22 protein-coding genes are annotated in these 22,018 nt (G+C 52.4%); 10 read left to right on the plus strand and 12 right to left on the minus strand.

Going from position 1 to position 22,018, the window contains the following annotated elements:
* Window positions 1–249: 249 nt before the first annotated feature.
* The 7 genes from lepB to rseD form a co-directional block, all read right to left on the minus strand.
* The gene (gene lepB, locus OGY04_RS21785; protein WP_003835329.1) at window positions 250–1,224 is read right to left on the minus strand and encodes a signal peptidase I; all 975 of its coding nucleotides are present in this window, start codon (window positions 1,222–1,224) and stop codon (window positions 250–252) included.
* A 15-nt stretch (window positions 1,225–1,239) separates the two neighbouring features.
* A complete protein-coding gene (lepA, locus tag OGY04_RS21790; protein WP_003037577.1) occupies window positions 1,240–3,039 on the minus strand; it encodes a translation elongation factor 4 in 1,800 nt (599 codons plus the stop codon).
* A gap of 270 nt (window positions 3,040–3,309) precedes the next feature.
* Entirely contained in the window at window positions 3,310–3,774 is a 465-nt protein-coding gene (gene rseC, locus OGY04_RS21795) for a SoxR-reducing system protein RseC (protein WP_286586011.1), read from the minus strand.
* Window positions 3,771–4,727 (minus strand): sigma-E factor regulatory protein RseB, encoded by a 957-nt coding sequence (gene rseB / locus OGY04_RS21800; RefSeq protein ID WP_003835334.1) that lies wholly within the window; start codon window positions 4,725–4,727, stop codon window positions 3,771–3,773. The genes rseC and rseB overlap by 4 nt, the downstream gene beginning before the upstream one ends.
* Window positions 4,727–5,377, minus strand: a complete 651-nt coding sequence (gene rseA, locus OGY04_RS21805) for an anti-sigma-E factor RseA (protein WP_008785497.1) — start codon at window positions 5,375–5,377, stop codon at window positions 4,727–4,729. The genes rseB and rseA overlap by 1 nt, the downstream gene beginning before the upstream one ends.
* A 31-nt stretch (window positions 5,378–5,408) precedes the next feature.
* Complete coding sequence (gene rpoE / locus OGY04_RS21810; protein ID WP_003037573.1) at window positions 5,409–5,984, minus strand: RNA polymerase sigma factor RpoE; 576 nt, start codon at window positions 5,982–5,984, stop codon at window positions 5,409–5,411.
* A complete protein-coding gene (gene rseD, locus OGY04_RS21815; protein ID WP_122973798.1) occupies window positions 5,981–6,145 on the minus strand; it encodes a rpoE leader peptide RseD in 165 nt (54 codons plus the stop codon). The genes rpoE and rseD overlap by 4 nt, the downstream gene beginning before the upstream one ends.
* Window positions 6,146–6,408: 263 nt before the next feature.
* Between rseD and nadB the strand changes: the two genes are divergently transcribed.
* Complete coding sequence (gene nadB, locus OGY04_RS21820) at window positions 6,409–8,031, plus strand: L-aspartate oxidase (RefSeq protein WP_003037572.1); 1,623 nt, start codon at window positions 6,409–6,411, stop codon at window positions 8,029–8,031.
* On the opposite strand, the gene trmN is transcribed toward nadB, so the two are convergent.
* A complete protein-coding gene (gene trmN, locus OGY04_RS21825) occupies window positions 8,016–8,753 on the minus strand; it encodes a tRNA(1)(Val) (adenine(37)-N(6))-methyltransferase TrmN (RefSeq protein WP_048215761.1) in 738 nt (245 codons plus the stop codon). The genes nadB and trmN overlap by 16 nt on opposite strands.
* A 130-nt stretch (window positions 8,754–8,883) precedes the next feature.
* On the opposite strand from trmN, the gene srmB reads away from it, so the two are divergent.
* Complete coding sequence (srmB, locus tag OGY04_RS21830) at window positions 8,884–10,212, plus strand: ATP-dependent RNA helicase SrmB (RefSeq protein WP_003835340.1); 1,329 nt, start codon at window positions 8,884–8,886, stop codon at window positions 10,210–10,212.
* A gap of 17 nt (window positions 10,213–10,229) precedes the next feature.
* Here the strand turns inward: srmB and OGY04_RS21835 are convergent, their stop codons facing one another.
* On the minus strand, window positions 10,230–11,126 hold the full coding sequence (locus OGY04_RS21835) for a LysR family transcriptional regulator (protein WP_286586023.1): 897 nt from the start codon (window positions 11,124–11,126) through the stop codon (window positions 10,230–10,232).
* Window positions 11,127–11,228: 102 nt separating this feature from the next.
* Between OGY04_RS21835 and eamB the strand changes: the two genes are divergently transcribed.
* Window positions 11,229–11,816: a cysteine/O-acetylserine transporter gene (eamB, locus tag OGY04_RS21840; RefSeq protein ID WP_032944265.1), complete on the plus strand. Its 588-nt coding sequence runs from the start codon at window positions 11,229–11,231 to the stop codon at window positions 11,814–11,816.
* A 79-nt stretch (window positions 11,817–11,895) separates the two neighbouring features.
* On the opposite strand, the gene grcA is transcribed toward eamB, so the two are convergent.
* Window positions 11,896–12,279: an autonomous glycyl radical cofactor GrcA gene (gene grcA / locus OGY04_RS21845; RefSeq protein WP_003037563.1), complete on the minus strand. Its 384-nt coding sequence runs from the start codon at window positions 12,277–12,279 to the stop codon at window positions 11,896–11,898.
* Window positions 12,280–12,596: 317 nt separating this feature from the next.
* Here grcA and ung point away from each other — a divergent pair, with 317 nt between their 5' ends.
* On the plus strand, window positions 12,597–13,286 hold the full coding sequence (gene ung / locus OGY04_RS21850; RefSeq protein WP_008785504.1) for a uracil-DNA glycosylase: 690 nt from the start codon (window positions 12,597–12,599) through the stop codon (window positions 13,284–13,286).
* Window positions 13,287–13,319: 33 nt separating this feature from the next.
* Here the strand turns inward: ung and OGY04_RS21855 are convergent, their stop codons facing one another.
* A complete protein-coding gene (locus OGY04_RS21855) occupies window positions 13,320–14,399 on the minus strand; it encodes a tRNA/rRNA methyltransferase (protein ID WP_048234691.1) in 1,080 nt (359 codons plus the stop codon).
* Window positions 14,400–14,606: 207 nt separating this feature from the next.
* On the opposite strand from OGY04_RS21855, the gene trxC reads away from it, so the two are divergent.
* From trxC to OGY04_RS21885, 5 genes are all read left to right on the plus strand, one after another.
* Window positions 14,607–15,026: a thioredoxin TrxC gene (trxC, locus tag OGY04_RS21860; protein WP_286586013.1), complete on the plus strand. Its 420-nt coding sequence runs from the start codon at window positions 14,607–14,609 to the stop codon at window positions 15,024–15,026.
* 69 nt (window positions 15,027–15,095) lie between these two features.
* The gene (gene tapT / locus OGY04_RS21865; protein ID WP_003835347.1) at window positions 15,096–15,794 is read left to right on the plus strand and encodes a tRNA-uridine aminocarboxypropyltransferase; all 699 of its coding nucleotides are present in this window, start codon (window positions 15,096–15,098) and stop codon (window positions 15,792–15,794) included.
* Window positions 15,795–15,830: 36 nt separating this feature from the next.
* Complete coding sequence (locus OGY04_RS21870; protein WP_032944266.1) at window positions 15,831–18,491, plus strand: bifunctional acetate--CoA ligase family protein/GNAT family N-acetyltransferase; 2,661 nt, start codon at window positions 15,831–15,833, stop codon at window positions 18,489–18,491.
* 114 nt (window positions 18,492–18,605) lie between these two features.
* A complete protein-coding gene (gene pssA / locus OGY04_RS21880) occupies window positions 18,606–19,961 on the plus strand; it encodes a CDP-diacylglycerol--serine O-phosphatidyltransferase (RefSeq protein ID WP_286586024.1) in 1,356 nt (451 codons plus the stop codon).
* A 32-nt stretch (window positions 19,962–19,993) separates the two neighbouring features.
* Complete coding sequence (locus OGY04_RS21885; protein ID WP_008785509.1) at window positions 19,994–20,329, plus strand: YfiM family lipoprotein; 336 nt, start codon at window positions 19,994–19,996, stop codon at window positions 20,327–20,329.
* Here OGY04_RS21885 and OGY04_RS21890 read toward each other — a convergent pair.
* Window positions 20,326–21,624 carry an MFS transporter gene (locus OGY04_RS21890; protein ID WP_008785510.1) on the minus strand — a complete coding sequence of 433 codons (1,299 nt, stop codon included), beginning with the start codon at window positions 21,622–21,624 and terminating at the stop codon, window positions 20,326–20,328. The genes OGY04_RS21885 and OGY04_RS21890 overlap by 4 nt on opposite strands.
* Before the next feature lie 141 nt (window positions 21,625–21,765).
* Here OGY04_RS21890 and OGY04_RS21895 point away from each other — a divergent pair.
* Window positions 21,766–22,018 (plus strand): hypothetical protein (locus OGY04_RS21895; RefSeq protein WP_286586015.1); only part of this gene is annotated, 253 nt, incomplete at its 3' end.

Genomic DNA, 22,018 nt, shown 5'->3' on the forward strand with positions numbered 1-22,018 from the left:
CGTCAACAATTCAGCACACGAAACAGACCTGATATACGCATTTCGCTGAGCCATCTGGCTTCGCCTGCATGCTTTTGTATACAAACCAACGCTGTTTCGTGTGCCGTGGCAACCTGTCGGTGCCAACCTAAAACTTCGGGGGAATATTCTATACACAACGACAAGGGATGTCGTTAGTCTGCGGGAATTTATCCGAGAAATAATTCACGCTGCCGCCGTAATGACGACAACGTGAACGATTATCGGTGATTAGTGAATGCCACCAATACGGCTTAAACGCACACCGGTCGGCCATTCACCTTCTTGCTTATCGAAACTCATCCAGATAGCGGTCGCTTTACCAACCAGATTCGCTTCCGGTACAAATCCCCAGTAACGGCTGTCCGCGCTGTTATCACGGTTATCACCCATCATGAAGTAGTGTCCCGGCGGAACGATCCAGGTTGCCAACGGCTGACCAGGTTGACGGTAATACATCCCCACCTGATCCTGCGCAATCGGCACGGTCAGAATGCGGTGCGTAACCTCACCCAGCGTTTCTTTACGCTCAGAGAGGCGAATACCGTTCTCTTTTGTTTCGTTCAGCGGAACTTCAAAGAAGCCGCTGGTCGCTTCACCGCCGTTACGACGAGCAAAGGTCTGTACAAAATCACTTGGCTGAACATCAGAGTACGTTACCGGCAGCGCGTTTTCACACGCCTGACCGGAACGGCATCCTGGCTGAATAGTCACCTCTTTCGCCACTGGATCGTACGTTACTTTGTCTCCCGGTAAACCGACAGCACGTTTAATGTAGTCCAGACGCGGATCTTCCGGGTATTTAAACACCACGATATCACCGCGTTTCGGATGACCGGTTTCGATCAACGTTTTCTGGTAAATCGGATCTTTAATCCCGTAGGCGAATTTCTCCACCAGGATAAAGTCACCGATAAGCAGCGTCGGCATCATCGAACCTGACGGGATCTGGAATGGTTCATAGATAAATGAACGCACCACCAGCACAATCGCCAGTACCGGGAAAACGGACGCCCCGGTTTCCAGCCAGCCTGGCTTAGGTGCCACTTTTTTCAGCGTAGCTTTATCCAGTGAATCACCTGCAGCAGCTTGCGCTGCTGCCTGACGCTCCCGGCGCTTTGGCGCGAAGATGAATTTATCTACGCACCATAAAATGCCCGTCACCAGTGTGGCAATCACCAGAATCAGGGCAAACATGTTCGCCATGCCAACTCCTTAAGATTATTTGCTGTCTTTACCGACATGCAGAATGGCGAGGAACGCTTCCTGCGGCAGTTCGACGTTACCGATCTGCTTCATGCGCTTTTTACCCTCTTTCTGTTTTTGCAGCAGCTTTTTCTTACGGCTGATATCACCACCGTAGCATTTCGCCAGAACGTTTTTACGCAGCTGCTTAACCGTTGAACGCGCGATGATGTGCGTACCAATGGCCGCCTGGATCGCGATATCAAACTGCTGGCGAGGGATCAGATCTTTCATCTTCTCAACCAGTTCACGGCCACGGCTCTGGGAGTTGTCGCGGTGGGTAATCAGCGCCAGCGCATCGACACGTTCGTTGTTGATAAGGACATCAACACGCACCATGTCAGACGCCTGGAAGCGTTTGAAGTTATAGTCCAGCGACGCGTAGCCGCGAGAGGTCGACTTCAGACGGTCGAAGAAATCGAGTACGACTTCCGCCATTGGAATCTCATACGTCAGCGCCACCTGGTTACCGTGGTAAACCATGTTGGTCTGGACGCCACGCTTCTCGATACACAGGGTGATGACGTTGCCAAGGTAAGCCTGCGGCAGCAGCATGTGACACTCAGCGATCGGCTCACGCAGTTCGTAGATGTTGTTCAGCGGCGGCAGCTTGGACGGGCTATCGACGTAGATAGTCTCTTTCGCCGTGGTTTCGACTTCGTAGACTACGGTCGGCGCGGTGGTGATCAGATCCAGATCGTATTCACGCTCCAGACGTTCCTGAATGATCTCCATGTGCAGCAGACCAAGGAAACCACAACGGAAGCCGAAGCCCAGCGCGGTAGAGCTTTCCGGTTCGTAGAACAGGGAGGCGTCGTTCAGGCTCAGCTTGCCAAGCGCGTCACGGAAGTTTTCGTAGTCGTCAGAGCTCACCGGGAACAGACCAGCGTAAACCTGCGGCTTCACTTTTTTAAAGCCTGGCAGCGGTTTGTCTGCCGGGTTACGCGCCTGCGTCAGAGTATCGCCAACCGGTGCGCCGAGGATGTCTTTAATCGCACAAACCAACCAACCTACCTCGCCGCATTTCAGCTCGGTACGGTCAACCTGTTTTGGCGTGAAGATGCCCAGACGGTCAGCGTTATAGACCTGACCGGTGCTCATCACTTTAATTTTGTCGCCTTTACGCATGGTGCCGTTTTTAATACGCACCAGTGACACCACGCCAAGGTAGTTATCGAACCAGGAGTCGATGATCAGCGCCTGCAATGGGCCTTCCGGATCGCCTTCCGGCGGCGGAATGTCGCGTACCAGACGTTCAAGAACGTCAGTGACGCCAACACCGGTTTTCGCCGAGCAGCGAACGGCATCTGTCGCATCGATACCGACGATATCTTCGATCTCTTCCGCTACGCGTTCAGGATCGGCGGCTGGCAGGTCAATTTTGTTCAGTACCGGTACTACTTCCAGATCCATTTCCATGGCGGTATAGCAGTTAGCCAGGGTCTGCGCTTCTACGCCCTGTCCGGCATCAACCACCAGCAATGCGCCTTCACAGGCAGCAAGCGAGCGGGAAACTTCATACGAGAAGTCAACGTGGCCCGGGGTGTCGATAAAGTTAAGCTGATAGGTTTCACCATCAGATGCTTTGAAATCGAGCGTCACGCTCTGCGCTTTGATAGTAATACCGCGCTCACGCTCAAGATCCATCGAGTCGAGAACCTGCGCTTCCATTTCACGGTCAGACAGGCCACCGCAGATCTGGATAATACGGTCAGACAGCGTCGATTTACCGTGGTCGATGTGAGCTATGATTGAAAAGTTACGTATGTTCTTCATATAGTGTAATTATTGTGCCTTACGCCCGCCGGAGCAGGCTCTGAGAAGTCGCTGATCTGAGCTTAACGTCTGTTTAAGTGAAACGCCGCATTCTACACTACAACGCTGAGGCGAGGAAACGTTCATAGAGCAAGGATAGCGGGAACTGGAAACAACCTTGCAAAGTCGGTGAAACTTTTGCCGGATGGCGGCATAAACGCCTTATCCGGCCTACGCCTGCATCTGAGCACGCTGTAGACCAGATAAGCGCAACGCCATCAGGCAAAGATATCACTGCTGGGTTTCGACGCGAATAAGATCGGGTGGGAGAGCAACGTTCAGAATGACCGGCTGCCAGGCTTCGCGCTCAGCAAGCTTACGAGAGTATCCACGAGCAATCAGGAATCCGCCCATGCCCCCCAGCACTGCGCCGCTTAATGCCGCAAGATCGGAACCAAACAGCACCTGGAACAGCGCCGCGAAAAGAAACAGTCCCGCCAACGGAGACATGTAGACCAGCATCGCCGAACCCAGCAGGCTACCTTCGGCAATGCCCAGTTCAACTTTTTGACCAGGGGTCAAGGGTTCGTCGCAGGGCACCACGATAGTGTGTGTGGTCTGTGGTCCCAGTTTGTTCAGTACGCGGCTCCCGCATCCGGCCCGGGAAGCGCAGTTGCTACATGATGCTTTAACATCACAGCTGACCGTCGCCAGACCATTTTGCCAGGAGACGACCGTCGCCCACTCTTTAATCATTGTGCTGCCCTGAACTTGATATTGTCCGCGATACGCTTCGCCGTTTGTGGTGGAAGCTCGCCCACAATCGTAATTTCCGCGTTATCACGCACGCTGGTGCTGACCGTTCTGCGGCCAGTACGCAGCAGTTGATCGGCGCTGTTCTGCGTCGCACGGTTTACGTTCACGGAGAAACTAAACAGGCCATCAGAATAAAGGCGTGATTCAATCGGCATGTTATCCATCGTCGGCAGCGGACGTCGACTGCTTGAGACCTCACTGAAACCTTGTGGCAACCACGACGGACTCCAGTTGAAGTTGGTTTTCTCGCCGGCAGGAACCGACAGCAACGGTGGTAAATTCGCTTTTGCTAACGTCTGCATGCTGTCGCTAACACCGTTATTCACGGTAAAGGAGATCACCCGGAACTGTTCCAGCGTTTCGCCATCACGATCGAGGAGATCGACACGCATTGGCAGTTTGGTCTCCGTGTCCATCCAAACGATATAGCTGTAACGGGTGCCGTCACGCGCCACAACGCGGATCACTTCACAGAGCCGATCGGCAATACGGGTGCGGCCTACTGAGATAAAATCATAGTAGGGAGCAAGGCGTTTGAAATCGGTGTAAATCAGGGATGGCAGAGAGTCAACGATATAATCGCCGTTCAGCGTGAACGGTTCGAGACCAGGCTCAAAATAGCTAATTTCGTTGCCGCGTTGCACAACTTCCCGGCGCGGTCCATCCATTTGTAATAGTTGCGCGAGTGGACGGTTATCCTGGCGGGCATGACGATAACGTAGGGATTCAACACCCTGCTTATTGATGCTGACAAATGACAGCTCATAGGTTAGCGACTGGCTGGCCAGATTCATCTGCTGCAACAACGCCCCGGACGCAGGATTGGCCGAGGCGTTTACAGAGAAGAACAGGCTACCAGCCACAAGTGACATGGCAAACCAAAGTTGCTTCATTACTGCGATTGCGTTCCTAAAGTTTGAATTCCTGGCACCTGCACAGCGGCTTGCTGTGTTTGGGCCTGCTCAAACTGAAGCTGTTCAGAGTGCAGTCGACGTTGCAATTCGTAATCCTGCAACATGGCATTAATACGACGACGCTGCTCCTGTACCTGCTGTTGTTGACCGCCGCTGGCCGTCGCGTCAGAAGGTACACCCAAGCTTACCGGACTGGCTTTACCCATCATCGGTAATGTATTAAATACCGGTGTTTCGGGCTGCTGGGACGTTTCAGATTGCCCATTATAGTGCTGGACGCCAACGATAACTGCAAGTGATACGCACGCGGCCACACCCATTTGGGTAAGCTGCGCGGCCCACGGACGCATTTTCTTCCAGAATGGCATTTTCTGCCACTGGTGCGGTGCTGGCTGGGCCTCAGGAATCAATGGCGCCGTCTGGCGTACTGGCTCATCCTGGATGGCGGCCATTACGCGGGCGGAAATATCGAAATGGAGAACGTCGGCGGTATCACCTCGCATGGAATCGCGAATCAGGTGATAACTCTCCCAGGTTTTTTGCATTTCCGGGTCGTGAGTTAGCTCTTTGAGTAACTCAGTATCCAGCGTTTCGCCATCCATTAAAGCGGAAAGTTTTTCTTTCTGCATGCCTAATACCTTTTCCAGTATCCCGCTATCGTCAACGCCTGATAAGCGGTTGAACTTTATTATCAATAGCTTCCCTCGCTCGGAAGATACGTGAACGCACCGTACCTACCGGACAATCCATGATAGCGGCTATCTCTTCATAGCTCAGGCCATCCAGCTCCCGCAAGGTTATTGCCATGCGTAAATCTTCCGGGAGGGACTCAATAGTTCGGAAAACTATCTGTCTCAGTTCTTCTGACAACATTAAGTTCTCAGGGTTCGAAATTTCTTTCAGCGCACCGCCACTTTCGTAATTTTCTGCTTCAATCGCATCAATATCACTGGAAGGTGGACGACGCCCCTGAGCGACCAGGTAATTCTTCGCTGTATTGACTGCAATACGATACAGCCAGGTATAAAAAGCACTATCTCCCCGGAACGAGTCCAGCGCACGATAGGCTTTGATAAATGCTTCTTGTACTACATCGGGTACATCACCCGACGGTACATAGCGAGAAACCAGACTCGCCACCTTATGCTGATAGCGCACTACCAGTAGGTTAAAGGCTTTCTGATCTCCCTTCTGGACCCGTTCTACCAGGACCTGGTCCGTTAACTGCTCGCTCATCCGAGGTAAAGTCTCCCCAAACCAAATTTCCACGCGCTTTCGAAACGCCACTCCATCAGCTTCACTATGAGCAAGCAAATGCTTAGAGTGCTCAAGTTTCGTAAAGTTCCGTTACGCATTGTTTTTTGTTTGTCATGTTGTAGACAGGTCTTATCTCTCATTATAAGTCTACATAACCCGATCAACGCACTATCTGTACAGAAATGCCCATTTCACCGCTTGCAGAGTAACCCAACGGGCACTTTATTTCATCACATAATCTGATGCTAACGGCCTGCTTCACAAAATATTTTTGCCTATTTCGCCCTCATCATGCTTTTCCTTCATGTTTAGTCATTGCAACACATTTAAAAATAAAACGTGCAGTATCGCGCAATGTGGTGCTATGGTGACCAAACACTGTTTAGTAAATTAAACAAACATCATGAATACGACTCCTGAATTATCCTGTGACGTGCTGATCATTGGCAGCGGGGCTGCCGGACTCTCACTGGCGCTGCGCCTGGCTGAAAAACATCAGGTTATTGTCCTGAGCAAAGGGCCGGTCAGCGAAGGCTCGACATTTTATGCCCAGGGGGGTATTGCCGCGGTTTTCGATGAAACCGACAGTATCGACTCCCACGTTGAAGATACGCTGATTGCCGGGGCCGGGCTGTGCGATCGCCATGCGGTTGAATTTGTCGCCAGCAATGCTCGCACCTGCGTTCAATGGCTTATCGATCAGGGCGTCTTATTCGATACACAGGTTCAGCCTAACGGCGAAGAGAGCTATCACCTGACCCGTGAAGGCGGTCACAGCCATCGACGCATCCTGCACGCTGCGGATGCTACCGGCAAAGAAGTCGAAACCACCCTCGTCAGCCAGGCACAAAATCACCCCAATATCCGGGTTCTTGAGCGTAGCAACGCCGTCGACCTGATTGTCTCCGATAAAATCGGTCTGCCGGGAACGCGTCGGGTTGTCGGCGCATGGATCTGGAATCGTAATAAAGAAGCCGTCGAAACCTGCCATGCGAAGTCGGTAGTGTTGGCCACCGGCGGCGCGTCAAAGGTGTATCAATACACCACCAATCCGGATATTTCCTCGGGTGACGGGATTGCAATGGCCTGGCGCGCGGGATGTCGCGTCGCCAACCTGGAGTTTAACCAGTTTCACCCGACAGCGCTGTATCATCCGCAGGCGCGCAATTTTCTGCTGACCGAAGCGCTGCGCGGCGAAGGAGCGCACCTGAAGCGCCCGGACGGTTCACGCTTTATGCCCGATTTTGACGAACGTGGCGAATTGGCTCCCCGCGATATTGTCGCCCGCGCCATTGATCATGAAATGAAGCGCCTTGGTGCAGATTGCATGTTCCTCGATATCAGCCATAAGCCGGAAGAATTTGTTCGTCAGCATTTCCCGATGATTTATGAAAAGTTGCTGGGATTGGGCATTGATTTAACCAAAGAGCCGGTTCCCATCGTGCCTGCCGCGCACTATACCTGCGGCGGTGTGATGGTGGATGACTTTGGCCGTACCGATGTCGACGGGCTGTATGCGATCGGCGAAGTGAGTTACACCGGCCTGCATGGCGCCAACCGGATGGCATCGAACTCATTGCTGGAGTGTCTGGTTTATGGTTGGTCCGCGGCTGAAGATATCGACAGGCGCATGCCTTATGCTCGCGGCGTTAGCACGCTCCCGGGCTGGGATGAAAGCCGGGTAGAAAACCCGGATGAGTTGGTTGTTATCCAGCATAACTGGCATGAGCTGCGGCTGTTTATGTGGGATTACGTCGGTATTGTGCGTACGACCAAGCGCCTGGAGCGCGCTCTGCGCCGTATCACCATGCTGCAACAGGAAATCGACGAGTATTACGCCCATTTCCGCGTGTCGAACAATTTGCTGGAACTGCGTAACCTGGTGCAGGTTGCCGAGCTGATTGTCCGCTGCGCAATGATGCGCAAAGAGAGTCGGGGCCTGCACTACACGCTGGATTACCCAGAGCAGCTTCCAGAAGCCGGCCCGTCCATTCTCTCGCCGCTAAGTCATCACATAAACAGGTAAAACGCCTGGGTCAGCGCCGTATAACCTTCAGAGTAACGTTGGTCTGGCCCACGAATCACCAGCCTGTCGCTAAAGCACTCCCCGGCCTGCGGGGAGAATGCCAGCAATACCCGATGCGGTAGTCGGGCTTCCGTTTCTGCTACATCCGTACGTAATCGCAGATGCCAGCCCATACTTAATGCCTGCTGGGTAAACGCGTTCCCAATCTGTTCCGGCAGCACGACACAAAAAAAACCTTCCTCCGTAATGCTGTCCGCCGCCAGCGTAAGCAACGCCTGGTGATCGAGCGTGGTGGTATAGCGCGCCTGCTCGCGCTGCGGTGTAGCACATTCCACGCCCTGTTCATAATAGGGAGGGTTGCTGATTATCAAATCAAAACGCACGGTCTGACGCGGTATCCACTGCTGTGCATCTTCTGTATGAACACTCACGCGATGCATCCACGGAGATTGCGCGATGTTCTCCTGCGCCTGCTGCGCGGCATCGACATCAAGCTCCACGGCGTCAATGATGACGTTTTCATCAGTGCGCTGGGCCAACATCAGCGCCAACAGGCCACTACCGGTACCAATATCCAGGATCCGCTTTACGCCCGCAACGGGGGCCCAGGCCCCCAATAAAATGCCGTCTGTTCCGACTTTCATTGCACAACGATCGTGTGCCACAAAAAACTGCTTAAAAGTAAATCCATTACGTCTCAGTACGGATGTAGACTGGGGCATGAAGAACAACCTTCCTGGAAAAAAAACGATAACATAGGATAAAAACAATACCTGAGAAGGTATATCCATACAAACAGATGAAGATTGCAGCCGTAACGTCTATAATCAGCGCCCCACTCAGAGGTAGAACATGACTGTAACGACTTTTTCCGAACTTGAACTCGATGAAAGCCTTCTGGATGCCCTCCAGGAAAAAGGTTTCACTCGCCCGACCGCCATTCAGGCTGCCGCCATTCCGCCTGCGCTCGATGGCCGTGATGTACTCGGTTCTGCGCCGACAGGCACCGGTAAAACGGCGGCATATTTGCTGCCAGCGTTGCAGCACCTGCTCGACTTCCCGCGCAAGAAATCTGGTCCGCCGCGCATTTTAATCCTGACGCCAACGCGCGAACTGGCGATGCAGGTTGCCGAACACGCTCGTGAGCTGGCGAAGAATACACATCTGGATATCGCTACGATTACCGGCGGCGTGGCTTACATGAACCACATGGAAGTCTTTAGCGAAAACCAGGACATCGTGGTCGCCACCACGGGTCGTCTGCTGCAATACATTAAAGAAGAAAACTTCGACTGCCATGCGGTTGAAACGCTAATTCTCGATGAAGCAGACCGTATGCTGGACATGGGCTTTGCCCAGGACATCGAGCATATCGCCGGTGAAACACGCTGGCGTAAGCAAACCATGCTGTTTTCCGCCACGCTGGAAGGCGATGCGATTAAAGATTTTGCCGAGCGTCTGTTGGAAGACCCGGTCGAAGTCTCAGCGGATCCGTCCACCCGCGAACGCAAGAAGATCCATCAGTTTTACTACCGTGCCGATGACATCGAGCACAAAACTGCCATGCTGATCCACCTGTTAAAACAGCCGGAAGCGACTCGCTCGATTGTCTTCGTACGCAAACGTGAGCGTGTGCACGAACTGGCAGGCTGGCTGCGCCAGGCGGGCATTAATAACTGCTATCTCGAAGGCGAGATGGTGCAGAACAAACGTAACGAAGCGATCAAACGCCTGACCGATGGTCGTGTGAACGTGCTGGTAGCAACCGACGTTGCCGCTCGCGGGATCGATATTCCTGACGTCAGCCACGTGTTTAACTTCGACATGCCGCGCAGTGGCGATGCCTATTTGCACCGTATTGGCCGTACCGGTCGTGCTGGCCGTAAAGGCACTGCGATCTCTTTGGTTGAAGCGCACGACCACCTGCTGCTCGGCAAAGCGAGCCGCTATATTGACGAACCGTTGAAAGCTCGCGTCATTGACGAACTGCGTCCAACCACACGCGCGCCAAGTGAGAAATCTAACGGTAAGCCATCCAAGAAAGTGCTGGCGAAGCGCGCTGAGAAAAAGGCGAAAGAGAAAGAGAAGCCGCGGGTGAAAAAACGTCACCGCGACGCCAAAAATATCGGCAAACGTCGTAAGCCGAGCGGCGCTGCTACCCAGCAGTCCGACAAAGAGTAAACCGAATGCCGGGCCATTTAGCCCGGCATTTTTTCACGTGATGCAAAACTCTCTTCAATGCACTCAAGAAACACCCGCATCGCCGGGCTAACGACTTTTCCGGCATGATAACCACACAATGCCGTAATTAACTCAGGTTGTTCACTGAACGGTAATTCAATCAACTCCCCTGAACGTAACTCTTTCTCGACGGCAAAATGCGGCAAAAAGCTGATCCCAAGATTTGCCGATACGCACTGCTTAATGCTTTCAATGCTCCATAACTCAATGGTATTTTCCAGCGTAATCTGTCGTTTACGCAGTAGCCCCTCGAAGCGTTGTCTGAAAATACATTGCGGCTCATTAATGATAAAACTGCAGGGAATGTGCTGGTTATGCTGAGTAAAATCAACGTGCTGAAGCAGTGGCGAAGCAACTAATGCCAGTGACTGATCGCCAAGCGGCATCAACTCCAGGGCATCGTCATTATCCACCCGATAAAAGACCCCCAGATCAACATCATCACTGAGCAATGCATCGCGAATGACATAACAGTTGAGCGACTGTAAAGACAGCCGCACATGGGGCGCACATTGTTTAAATCGCTGTAAAACCTGCGGCATTTTATACGCCAGCAGCGTTTCGCCTGTTGCGACACGTAGATCGCCGCTCGGCTGCGCATCCTGATGTGCCGACTGTCGAATCGATGCCATCACGCGCGTCAGGTCATGGATATGCGGCATCAGACGTTTTCCCTCACTGGTGAGACACATCCGGCGACCAATTTTTTCAAACAACTGCACCGAAAGCTCTTGCTCAAGCTGTTGAATATGAAAGGTAACCGTTGATTGCGTACAGCACAGTTTTTGTGATGCCCGCAGAAATGAACCCTCTTCCACCACCGTTTTTAGCGTAATAAACCGACGTAAATCCATCCGCACCAACCCATCGAAAATATCGAACTCAGAATGCAAAAACATTCATTTTTTTTAATATTTTGCCTCGGGTACTGTCTACCAAAACAGAGGAGATAACAAGTGACCCCCACGCTTTTAAGTGCATTCTGGACCTATACATTGATTACCGCGCTAACCCCCGGACCAAACAACATCCTTGCGCTCAGCGCCGCGACGTCACACGGTTTTCGTCAGAGTACACGCGTACTGGCCGGAATGAGTCTGGGCTTTTTAATCGTCATGATGATGTGCGCCGGGATTTCATTTTCACTGGCGGTCATGGATCCAGCCATCATCCATTGGCTTAGTTGGGCTGGGGCCGCTTATATCCTGTGGCTGGCGCTGAAGATCGCCACCAGCCCGACCTCGAACGATAGATTGCAGTCAGAGCCGATTAGCTTCTGGGCAAGTTTTGGCTTGCAGTTTGTTAACGTGAAAATCATTTTGTACGGCATTACCGCGTTATCCACGTTCGTATTACCGTACACTCAGGACGCCCACTGGCTGATTGGGGTGAGTATTCTGTTAGCGCTGATCGGCACCTTCGGGAATGCCTGCTGGGCGCTGGCGGGCCATCTTTTTCAGCGCGTTTTTCACCGTTACGGTCGACAGTTGAATATCATTCTGGCGCTGCTGTTGGTGTATTGCGCGGTGAGGATCTTTTACTAACAGATGCAAAAAAGCGGAAGACGCACTGGCATCTTCCGCTTTTTGATTCTCTGCTAAACGGGGTTATTCCCCGTGAGCCTTACAGGCTCTCAGTAAAGGTACGAGCAATAACGTCGCGCTGCTGTTCTGGGGTCAGAGAGTTGAAACGCACTGCATAACCAGAAACACGGATGGTCAGCTGCGGATATTTTTCCGGATGCTTAACTGCATCTTCTAGCGTTTCGCGACGCAGAACGTTCACGTTCAGGTGCTGACCACCTTCCACGCGTACTTCCGGCTGTACGTCTACCGGTACTTCACGGTATTCGATTTCGCCCAGTTTGCTGACTGCAACGACTTCATCAGCATTGAAACCTGCTTTCGCAACGATGCAGCGTGCTTCGCCTTTTTCGCTGTCCAGCAGCCAGAAAGAATTCAGCAGGTCGTCGTTTGCAGCTTTAGTAATCTGGATACCTGTAATCATTTGATGCCTCCCCGGCAAAATTATTTGATCTCGGTTGGCCGTCATCCGGCCAATTGGTAAAACCATTGTTGCTTGAGTGTATATATACCCCTCACACACCCTTGAATCTTTGATTTAAATCAACAAAAACCACACATGGAAAGTGGTGATAGGTGGATTTTATTGTTTTACATCAACTTACGCCATGTGCGCAGCTAAACTTTTTACATAAATTTTCAACTATCTTTAAGGGGTAGACCATTGAGTAACGTACAGAATTTTGCGACGTCGAAAGAAGCAGTTAAGCTAGGGGGATTGAAAATTCGCAGGAGAGCGAGATGGCCACCGAATTAACCTGGCACGATGTGCTGGCTGAAGAGAAACAGCAGCCTTATTTTGTTAACACGCTGCATACTGTTGCCGGCGAGCGTCAATCGGGAATGACAATTTATCCGCCGCAAAAAGATGTGTTTAACGCTTTTCGCTTTACCGAGCTTGGTGACGTGAAAGTCGTCATCCTGGGTCAGGATCCTTACCACGGTCCAGGCCAGGCACACGGTCTCGCGTTCTCTGTTCGCCCCGGCATTGCCACTCCACCCTCGTTGCTGAATATGTACAAAGAGCTGGAGGCAACGATTCCAGGCTTCACGCGCCCAACGCACGGATATCTGGAAAGCTGGGCACGCCAGGGGGTACTGTTACTCAACACCGTACTCACCGTTCGCGCCGGACAGGCACATTCTCACGCCAGCCTTGGGTGGGAAACATTTACCGATAAAGTCATCAGTCTGATTAACCAACATCGGGAAGGCGTGGTTTTCCTGCTCTGGGGTTCTCACGCACAGAAGAAAGGCGCGATTATTGATACGCAGCGTCACCATGTGTTGAAAGCGCCCCACCCATCACCGCTCTCTGCGCATCGCGGTTTCTTTGGCTGCAATCACTTTGTACTGGCGAATGAATGGCTGGAACAACGAGGTGAAAAGCCAATTGACTGGATGCCGGTATTACCCGCAGAAAGCGAGTAAAAAAATGCCAGCGATTCGCTGGCATTTTTATTATCAGGCTTTGTTCTGACGCCACCACTCCGCGAGCAGCACGCCTGTTGCCACAGAAACGTTGAGCGTTTCTACCTTGCCAGTGCCGTCAATTGCAACGCACAGATCGTCGGCTGAGCATGCTGCTTCTGGCAGAGCTTCACGCTCACGCCCTAATACCAGCACCATTTTTTCCGGCAGCGTGGTAGTAAACAGCGGTTTGCCTTTCGCGCTTGAGGTCATCACAACCGTGTAACCCGCCTGGCGGAAGTCGTCCAGCACATCAACAATGCTGTCGCCGGTAATCGGCTGAACGTGCTCTGCACCACCTTCAGCGGTACGGATGGCCGCACCTGATTCCAGCAGCGCCGCATCCTGAACCACTACGCCTTTCACACCGAAGTGCGCGCAGCTACGCATCATGCCGCCCAGGTTATGCGGGTTAGCGATATCTTCCAGTGCCAGCACACAATCCTGCGCCCCTGCCTGACCGACCCACTGCTTAACGGTAGTACCGTTACGTTTTTTGATCAGGAAACAGACGCCACCGTGGTGTTCTGTGCCAGAGGCTTTCGCCAGCTCGGCTTCGTCAACCACGTGATAGGCTTTGCGGTTTGCCGCCATCCAGCGTAATGCTTCTTTAAAGCGCGGGGTTACGCTCTGAACAAACCAGGCGCGGACGATGGCGTCCGGACGACTCTGGAACAGAGCCTGACAGGCATTCTCACCGTAAACGCGGGTTTCTTCCGCACGCTGACGGCGTAATACTTCAGGATCGATAAAGCTCTTACCGCTAATACCGCCGTGATCGGCTTTATCCGCTGCGTCATCATTCGGTGCGCGGGACACGGTACGCCACGGTGAATCTTCACGTCTGCGGTCACGTTCTACATCGCGGTCACGACCACGTTCACGACCGCGTTCGCTGTTCGGACCCTTTCGGTCATCACGGGCAGGGCGACGACCGCCTTCGGCTCGGGAAGTACCGGGGCGACCGCCGCCTTTTCCGGTACGTGGATTTTGGGTGCGTTTATCCGAGTCATCGTCACTGCGGACGTACATCACTTTGACCTTGCCGTTTTTGTTCTTCAGTTCGTCGCTCATGTTTTTCTCCACCTGCTCTGCGCGAAGCGCGCAGATTACCCGATGTGCACGTCGTTAGCCATTATTTCATTTAAAAGCTAAGGACTATTGTACTCATTGAATAAAACGCATTGTTGTTTAGAACAGACTCCCCGATAATATGTAACATAATAGAAACATACTGGCGTTCCTGCCGTGAAGTCCACTCCACTCATCCAGAGGTTAGTTATGAATACCGTTTGTACCAGCTGCCAGGCTATCAACCGCATCCCCGACGATCGTGTCCAGGAAGCGGCTAAATGCGGACGCTGTGGTCACGACCTGTTTGATGGGGAGGTGATCAATGCGACCGGTAAGACACTGGATAAACTGTTAAAAGACGATCTCCCGGTGGTCGTTGACTTTTGGGCCCCCTGGTGTGGTCCATGTCGTAACTTCGCCCCGATTTTTGAAGATGTCGCGGAAGAGCGTAGCGGTAAAGTGCGTTTTGTTAAAGTGAATACGGAAGCCGAGCGTGAACTCAGCGCCCGTTTCGGTATCCGCAGTATTCCGACCATTATGATTTTCAAAAAAGGGGAAATTGTCGACATGCTTAACGGCGCTGTACCAAAAGCCCCATTTGATAGCTGGCTTAACGAATCATTATAATCTCTACGGGGCGCATCTTGTGCCCCGTTTTCACCTCTGCGACAATAGCGTTTTTCAACGTGTTTCCCCATGACCGATAACGCTGTTCTTCAGTTACGCGCAGAGCGCCTCGCGCGCGCCACGCGTCCTTTCCTTGCCCGAGGTAATCGCGTTCGCCGCTGTCAGCGCTGCCTGCTGCCGCAGAAACTCTGTTTGTGCGCAACGCTGGCACCCTCTGAGGCAAAAAGTCGCTTTTGTCTGGTGATGTTTGATACCGAGCCGATGAAGCCCAGCAACACGGGGCGTTTGATTGCTGATATTCTGCCCGATACCACGGCTTTTCAGTGGTCACGCACCGAGCCGCCGCAGGCGTTGCTGGAACTGGTGAAAAATCCGGATTACCAGCCGATGGTTGTATTCCCAGCCTCCTATGCGGGTGAAGAGCGTGAAGTGATTTTCACGCCACCAGCCGGTAAGCCCCCATTGTTTATCATGCTCGACGGCACCTGGCCTGAGGCGCGTAAAATGTTCCGCAAAAGCCCGTACCTCGATAACCTACCGGTGATCTCCGTTGATTTATCACGCCTTTCTGCTTACCACCTGCGTGGCGTTCACGCTGAAGGGCAATATTGCACTGCCGAAGTGGCCATCGCCTTGTTGGATCTGGCGGGAGATACGCAAGCCGCAGAAGGGTTAAGCGATCATTTCACTCGCTTTAAAACCCGCTACCTGGCAGGAAAAACTCAACATCAGGGAAGTGTCACAGCAGATTCATCAGAAAACGTTTAAAATCATTCGGTCACTGGTGTCATTAAGGAAGCCGATATGAGTCAGCGTGGTCTGGAAGCACTACTGCGACCGAAATCCATTGCGGTGATTGGGGCGTCAATGAAGCCTAATCGCGCGGGTTACCTGATGATGCGTAACCTGCTTGCCGGCGGTTTCAATGGGCCTGTTTTACCGGTGACGCCCGCATGGAAAGCGGTGCTGGGCGTACTGGCATGGCCCAATATCAACAGCCTGCCCTTTAGCCCGGATCTCGCCGTGTTGTGCACCAATGCCAGCCGTAACCTGGCGTTACTCGAAGCGCTTGGCGAGAAAGGCTGTAAAACCTGCATTATTCTCTCAGCTCCCGCGGCGCAGCACGCAGAGCTGCTGGCCTGCGCATCACGCTACAACATACGTTTGCTGGGCCCCAACAGCCTGGGACTTCTCGCGCCCTGGCAAGGGCTTAACGCCAGCTTTTCCCCCGTCCCGATTAAGCGCGGCAAGCTGGCTTTTATCTCTCAATCCGCTGCCGTATCCAATACCATACTCGACTGGGCACAGCAGAGAGAAATGGGCTTTTCTTACTTTATCGCGCTGGGTGATAGCCTGGATATCGACGTTGATGAGCTGCTGGATTACCTGGCGCGCGACAGCAAAACCAGCGCGATATTGCTGTATCTCGAGCATTTAAGTGATGCCCGACGCTTTGTTTCCGCCGCCCGCAGCGCCTCGCGCAATAAACCTATTTTGGTGATTAAGAGCGGTCGTAGTCCAGCGGCGCAGCGTTTACTGCATACCAGCGCCGGGATGGACCCTGCGTGGGATGCCGCTATTCAGCGTGCCGGTTTATTACGCGTGCAAGACACTCACGAGCTGTTTTCGGCGGTCGAAACCCTGAGCCACATGCGTCCACTACGTGGCGACAGGCTGATGATCATCAGCAATGGGGCCGCGCCTGCCGCACTGGCATTAGATGAACTGTGGTCAAAAAATGGCAAGTTGGCGACGTTGAGTGAAGACACCTGCCAGAAATTACGCGATGCATTGCCTGAACATGTTGATATCGCCAACCCGCTGGATCTGCGTGATGACGCCAGCAGCGAACACTACGTTAAGACGCTGGATATTTTGCTCGCCAGCCAGGATTTCGACGCGCTGATGGTGATTCATTCACCCAGCGCAGCCGCTCCCGGAACCGAAAGCGCACTGGCATTGATTGAAGCGGTAAAGCATCACCCCCGAGGAAAATTCGTCTCGTTGCTGACCAACTGGTGCGGAGAGTTTTCCTCTCAGGAAGCCCGCAGACTGTTTAGCGAAGCCGGACTGCCCACCTACCGCACGCCGGAAGGTACCATCACCGCATTTATGCATATGGTGGAGTATCGGCGAAACCAAAAGCAGCTGCGGGAAACGCCTGCGCTGCCTGACAGCCTGACCTCCAACACCGCCGAAGCGCATAATCTGTTACAGCGGGCGATTGCTGAAGGAGCGACATCGCTTGATACCCATGAAGTGCAGCCGATTTTACAGGCTTATGGCTTACACACGCTGCCAACGTGGATCGCCAGCGACAGCGCGGAAGCCGTACACATCGCGGAGCAAATCGGCTACCCGGTGGCGCTCAAGCTGCGTTCTCCTGATATTCCGCATAAATCAGAAGTTCAGGGGGTGATGCTCTACCTGCGTACAGCCACTGAAGTGCAGCAGGCCGCCAATGCAATTTTCGATCGGGTAAAAATGGCCTGGCCGCAGGCACGCATTCACGGCTTATTAGTGCAAAGTATGGCGAATCGCGCCGGCGCTCAGGAGCTTCGCGTTGTCGTTGAACACGACCCGGTATTTGGCCCGTTGATTATGCTGGGTGAAGGTGGTGTTGAGTGGCGACCGGAAGAGCAAGCCGTGGTGGCATTGCCGCCATTGAACATGAATCTGGCGCGTTATCTGGTGATCCAGGGGATCAAAAATAAAAAGATCCGCGCGCGCAGCGCACTGCGCCCTTTGGATATCGCCGGGTTGAGCCAACTTCTGGTGCAGGTCTCCAACCTGATCGTCGATTGCCCGGAAATTCAGCGTCTGGATATTCATCCGCTGCTGGCCTCGGCCGGAGAATTTACCGCGCTGGACGTTACGCTGGATATTGCCCCTTTCACGGGAGATAACGAAAGCAGACTGGCTGTACGTCCCTACCCTCATCAGCTTGAAGAGTGGGTGGAGTTGAAGAACGGCGAGCGCTGTCTGTTCCGCCCCATTTTGCCGGAGGATGAACCTCATCTTCAGCAGTTCATTTCTCAGGTGACAAAAGAAGATCTTTATTATCGCTATTTCAGTGAGATCAACGAATTTACCCACGAAGATTTAGCCAATATGACGCAGATCGACTACGATCGGGAAATGGCCTTTGTTGCGGTGCGTTGTAAAGATAATCACGAAGAGATCCTCGGCGTAACGCGAGCAATCTCGGATCCTGATAACGTAGACGCTGAGTTTGCCGTACTGGTTCGTTCCGATCTCAAAGGGCTTGGACTGGGTCGCCGATTGATGGAAAAATTAATTGCCTATACTCGAGATCACGGACTTATACGTTTGAATGGTATTACGATGCCGAACAATCGTGGGATGGTCGCCCTGGCCCGAAAACTCGGGTTTGTTGTTGACGTCCAGCTCGAAGAGGGAATTGTTGGGCTAACGCTTAATCTGGCCCAATGTGAGGAATCGTGAGTAAGGTACTGGAAATGTTGACCACATTAATGGGTACTGGTGGTATCATTGCCCGCTTATGTCGTCTGCATAGCACAGAGGACCCTTCAATGAACAGAGAAGAAATGCACTGTGATGTTGTCAAAATTTAAGCGTAATAAACATCAACAACACCTTGCCCAACTACCCAAGATTTCTCAGTCAGTTGATGATGTAGATTTCTTTTATGCTCCCGCTAATTTCAGGGAGACTCTGCTGGAAAAAATAGCCAGCGCGACGCGACGGATCTGCATTATTGCGCTGTACCTGGAACAGGATGACGGTGGTAAAGGCATACTTGACGCTCTCTATGCGGCAAAACGGCAGCGTCCTGAACTGGATGTCCGGGTGCTTGTCGACTGGCACCGAGCCCAGCGCGGTCGTATTGGTGCTGCGGCATCCAATACCAATGCTGACTGGTATTGCCGAATGGCGCAAGAAAACCCTGGTATCGATATTCCTGTCTATGGCGTTCCGATTAACACCCGCGAAGCGCTTGGCGTCCTGCATTTCAAAGGCTTTATCATTGATGACAGCGTCCTGTACAGCGGGGCCAGTCTGAACGATGTTTACCTGCATCAGCATGATAAATATCGCTATGACCGTTATCAGTTGATTCGCAACGCGCAAATGGCCGATATCATGTTCGATTGGGTGACGCAAAACCTGATGAACGGTCGCGGCGTAAATCGCCTTGATGATTTTAATCGTCCTAAAAGCCCTGAAATTAAAAACGACATCCGCCTGTACCGTCAGGAACTGCGCGATGCGTCATTCCATTTTCAGGGTGATGCTGATAACGAACAGCTTTCGGTTACGCCTCTGGTTGGCCTTGGGAAATCCAGTCTGTTAAATAAGACCATTTTCCATCTTATGCCCTGCGCAGAGCACAAGCTCACAATCTGTACCCCTTATTTCAACCTGCCCGCCATACTGGTGCGCAATATCATTCAACTGCTGCGTGAAGGGAAAAAGGTTGAAATCATTGTCGGTGATAAAACCGCCAACGACTTTTTCATCCCGGAAGATGAGCCATTCAAGATCATCGGTGCGCTGCCTTATCTGTATGAAATAAATCTGCGCCGTTTCTTGAGCAGATTGCAGTATTACGTGAATACCGACCAGTTGGTCGTGCGCTTATGGAAAGATGATGACAATACCTATCATCTGAAAGGTATGTGGGTTGATGATAAATGGATGCTGCTCACCGGCAACAACCTTAACCCTCGTGCCTGGCGTCTGGATCTGGAAAACGCCATCCTTATCCACGATCCTAAGCAAGAGCTCACCCCTCTGCGCGATAAAGAGCTGGAGCTTATCCGTACGCATACTACCGTCGTTAAGCACTATCGCGACTTGCAAAGCATTGCTGACTATCCAGTCAAAGTGCGTAAGCTCATCCGTCGACTACGCCGTATTCGTATCGACAGATTAATTAGCCGTATTCTGTAATCAAGACCCCGTCCAGTGACGGGGTTTTTCATATGGAGGTAACGGTGCGCCTGTTCATTCTTACCAGTGTCCTTGCCATTTCGGGCTGCAGCCATATGGCTAACGACCAGTGGAGCGGGCAAGACAAAGCTCAACACTTCATCGCCTCCGCCATGCTTGCCGCAGCCGGCAATGAATATGCCCAACATCAGGGCAACAGCCGCGATCGCAGTGCGGCTATCGGCCTGATGTTCTCAGTCAGCCTGGGTGCGTCAAAAGAGCTATGGGACAGCCGTCCCGCTGGGAGCGGCTGGAGCTGGAAGGACTTCGCCTGGGATGTTGCAGGCGCATCTACCGGCTATGCGGTCTGGCAACTGGCACATTACTAGAGGCGCAGACCTTTCCCTTTCCCATGCAGCATTAGCGATACTAAAAACGCAACTACTGCCAGCGCAGTGACGTACCAGAAGAATGTCGTTTCCATACCAACAGACTTCAGGGACAACGCGACATATTCGGCTGAGCCGCCAAACAGCGCATTGGCCACCGCATAAGATAAGCCGACCCCCAGAGCGCGCACCTGTGCCGGGAACATTTCGGCCTTCAGAATACCGCTAATTGACGTATAGAAACTGACGATTAACAGAGCACACATCACCAGAGCAAACGCCATATACGGGGATGTTACGCTTTGCAATGCTGTCAGAATGGGAACGGTGAAAATCGCGGCCAAAGCGCCAAAACACAGCATTGAAGTACGCCGGCCAATTTTATCTGACAAGGCGCCGAACAGCGGTTGTACCAGCATGAACACACACAGTGCCGCCGTCATAATCCCACTGGCTACGTTGGCATGCATACCGGCTGTGTTAACCAGGTACTTCTGCATATAGGTTGTGAACGTGTAAAAACACAACGAACCCGCGGCGGTAAAACCAAGCACCATGACAAAAGCTTTGCGATTACGCCACAGACCTTTCAGGGAACCCGCTTCTTTCAGCGCGCGAACATCCTGTTTCGAGGTTTCATCCAGTTGGCGACGCAGCCATAGCGCAACAATAGCCAGCACGGCGCCCAACGCAAATGGAATACGCCAACCCCACTCTCTGAGCGCAGAGTCTTCTAACGTGTGCTGTAATATGACCACAACCAGTAATGCCAGTAACTGTCCGCCGATTAACGTTACGTACTGGAATGAAGCATAAAAACCTTTCTTACCTTCAACGGCGACTTCACTCATATAGGTCGCGCTGGTTCCGTATTCACCACCGACAGATAACCCCTGGAATAACCTTGCCAGCAGTAATAGCGCAGGCGCCCAGGTACCGATAGTTTCATATCCCGGTAGACAAGCGATCACCAACGATCCCATGCACATCATACAAACGGACAGCAACATGGACTTTTTACGCCCGTGCTTATCCGCGATACGGCCAAACAGCCAGCCTCCAATTGGTCGCATCAAGAAGCCAGCGGCAAAAACGCCAGCGGTTTGTAAGAGTTGTGTGGTGGTATTTCCTGATGGAAAAAAGATATGAGCAAAATAAAGAGAGCAGAATGAATAGATATAGAAATCAAACCATTCGACCAGATTCCCTGATGATGCTCCGACAATCGCCCATATACGACGACGGGTATCGCCGTCTGCCAGCGCCCCGTTCTCAGTTACACTACTATCAGCCATTAGAATTGTACCCCTGCCAACGATCGCGTGAATTTATCAATGATGGTTGTGTGTTTTTTAGTGAATAGAATGTTATATAATTGTTATATCTTATTGTGCGGTAAAGATCACGATTTTAATTAGCAGAGAAAGGATTCAGATATGTTCGAGGGAGAGATCCGTGTAGTAGTTCGAGACAGTGGTCGATTAAGGCTGTTACGCCGTATCCGGCAATGTACCGCCGCGTTGCCTGATGTGCTGCGCTTATCAGGCCTACAAAATACGTTCAGCCCAGCCCCTGTAGGACGGATAAGGCGGCACGCCGCATCCGGCGCTTTTCATCCCGCACAGACGCAAAAAAGCCCATCCGTCAGGATGGGCTTCTTCACTAAATTAATGCCTGGCAGTTTATGGC

It is taken from the genome of Citrobacter sp. Cpo091 (genome assembly GCF_030332645.1).
Lineage (GTDB): Bacteria > Pseudomonadota > Gammaproteobacteria > Enterobacterales > Enterobacteriaceae > Citrobacter > Citrobacter portucalensis.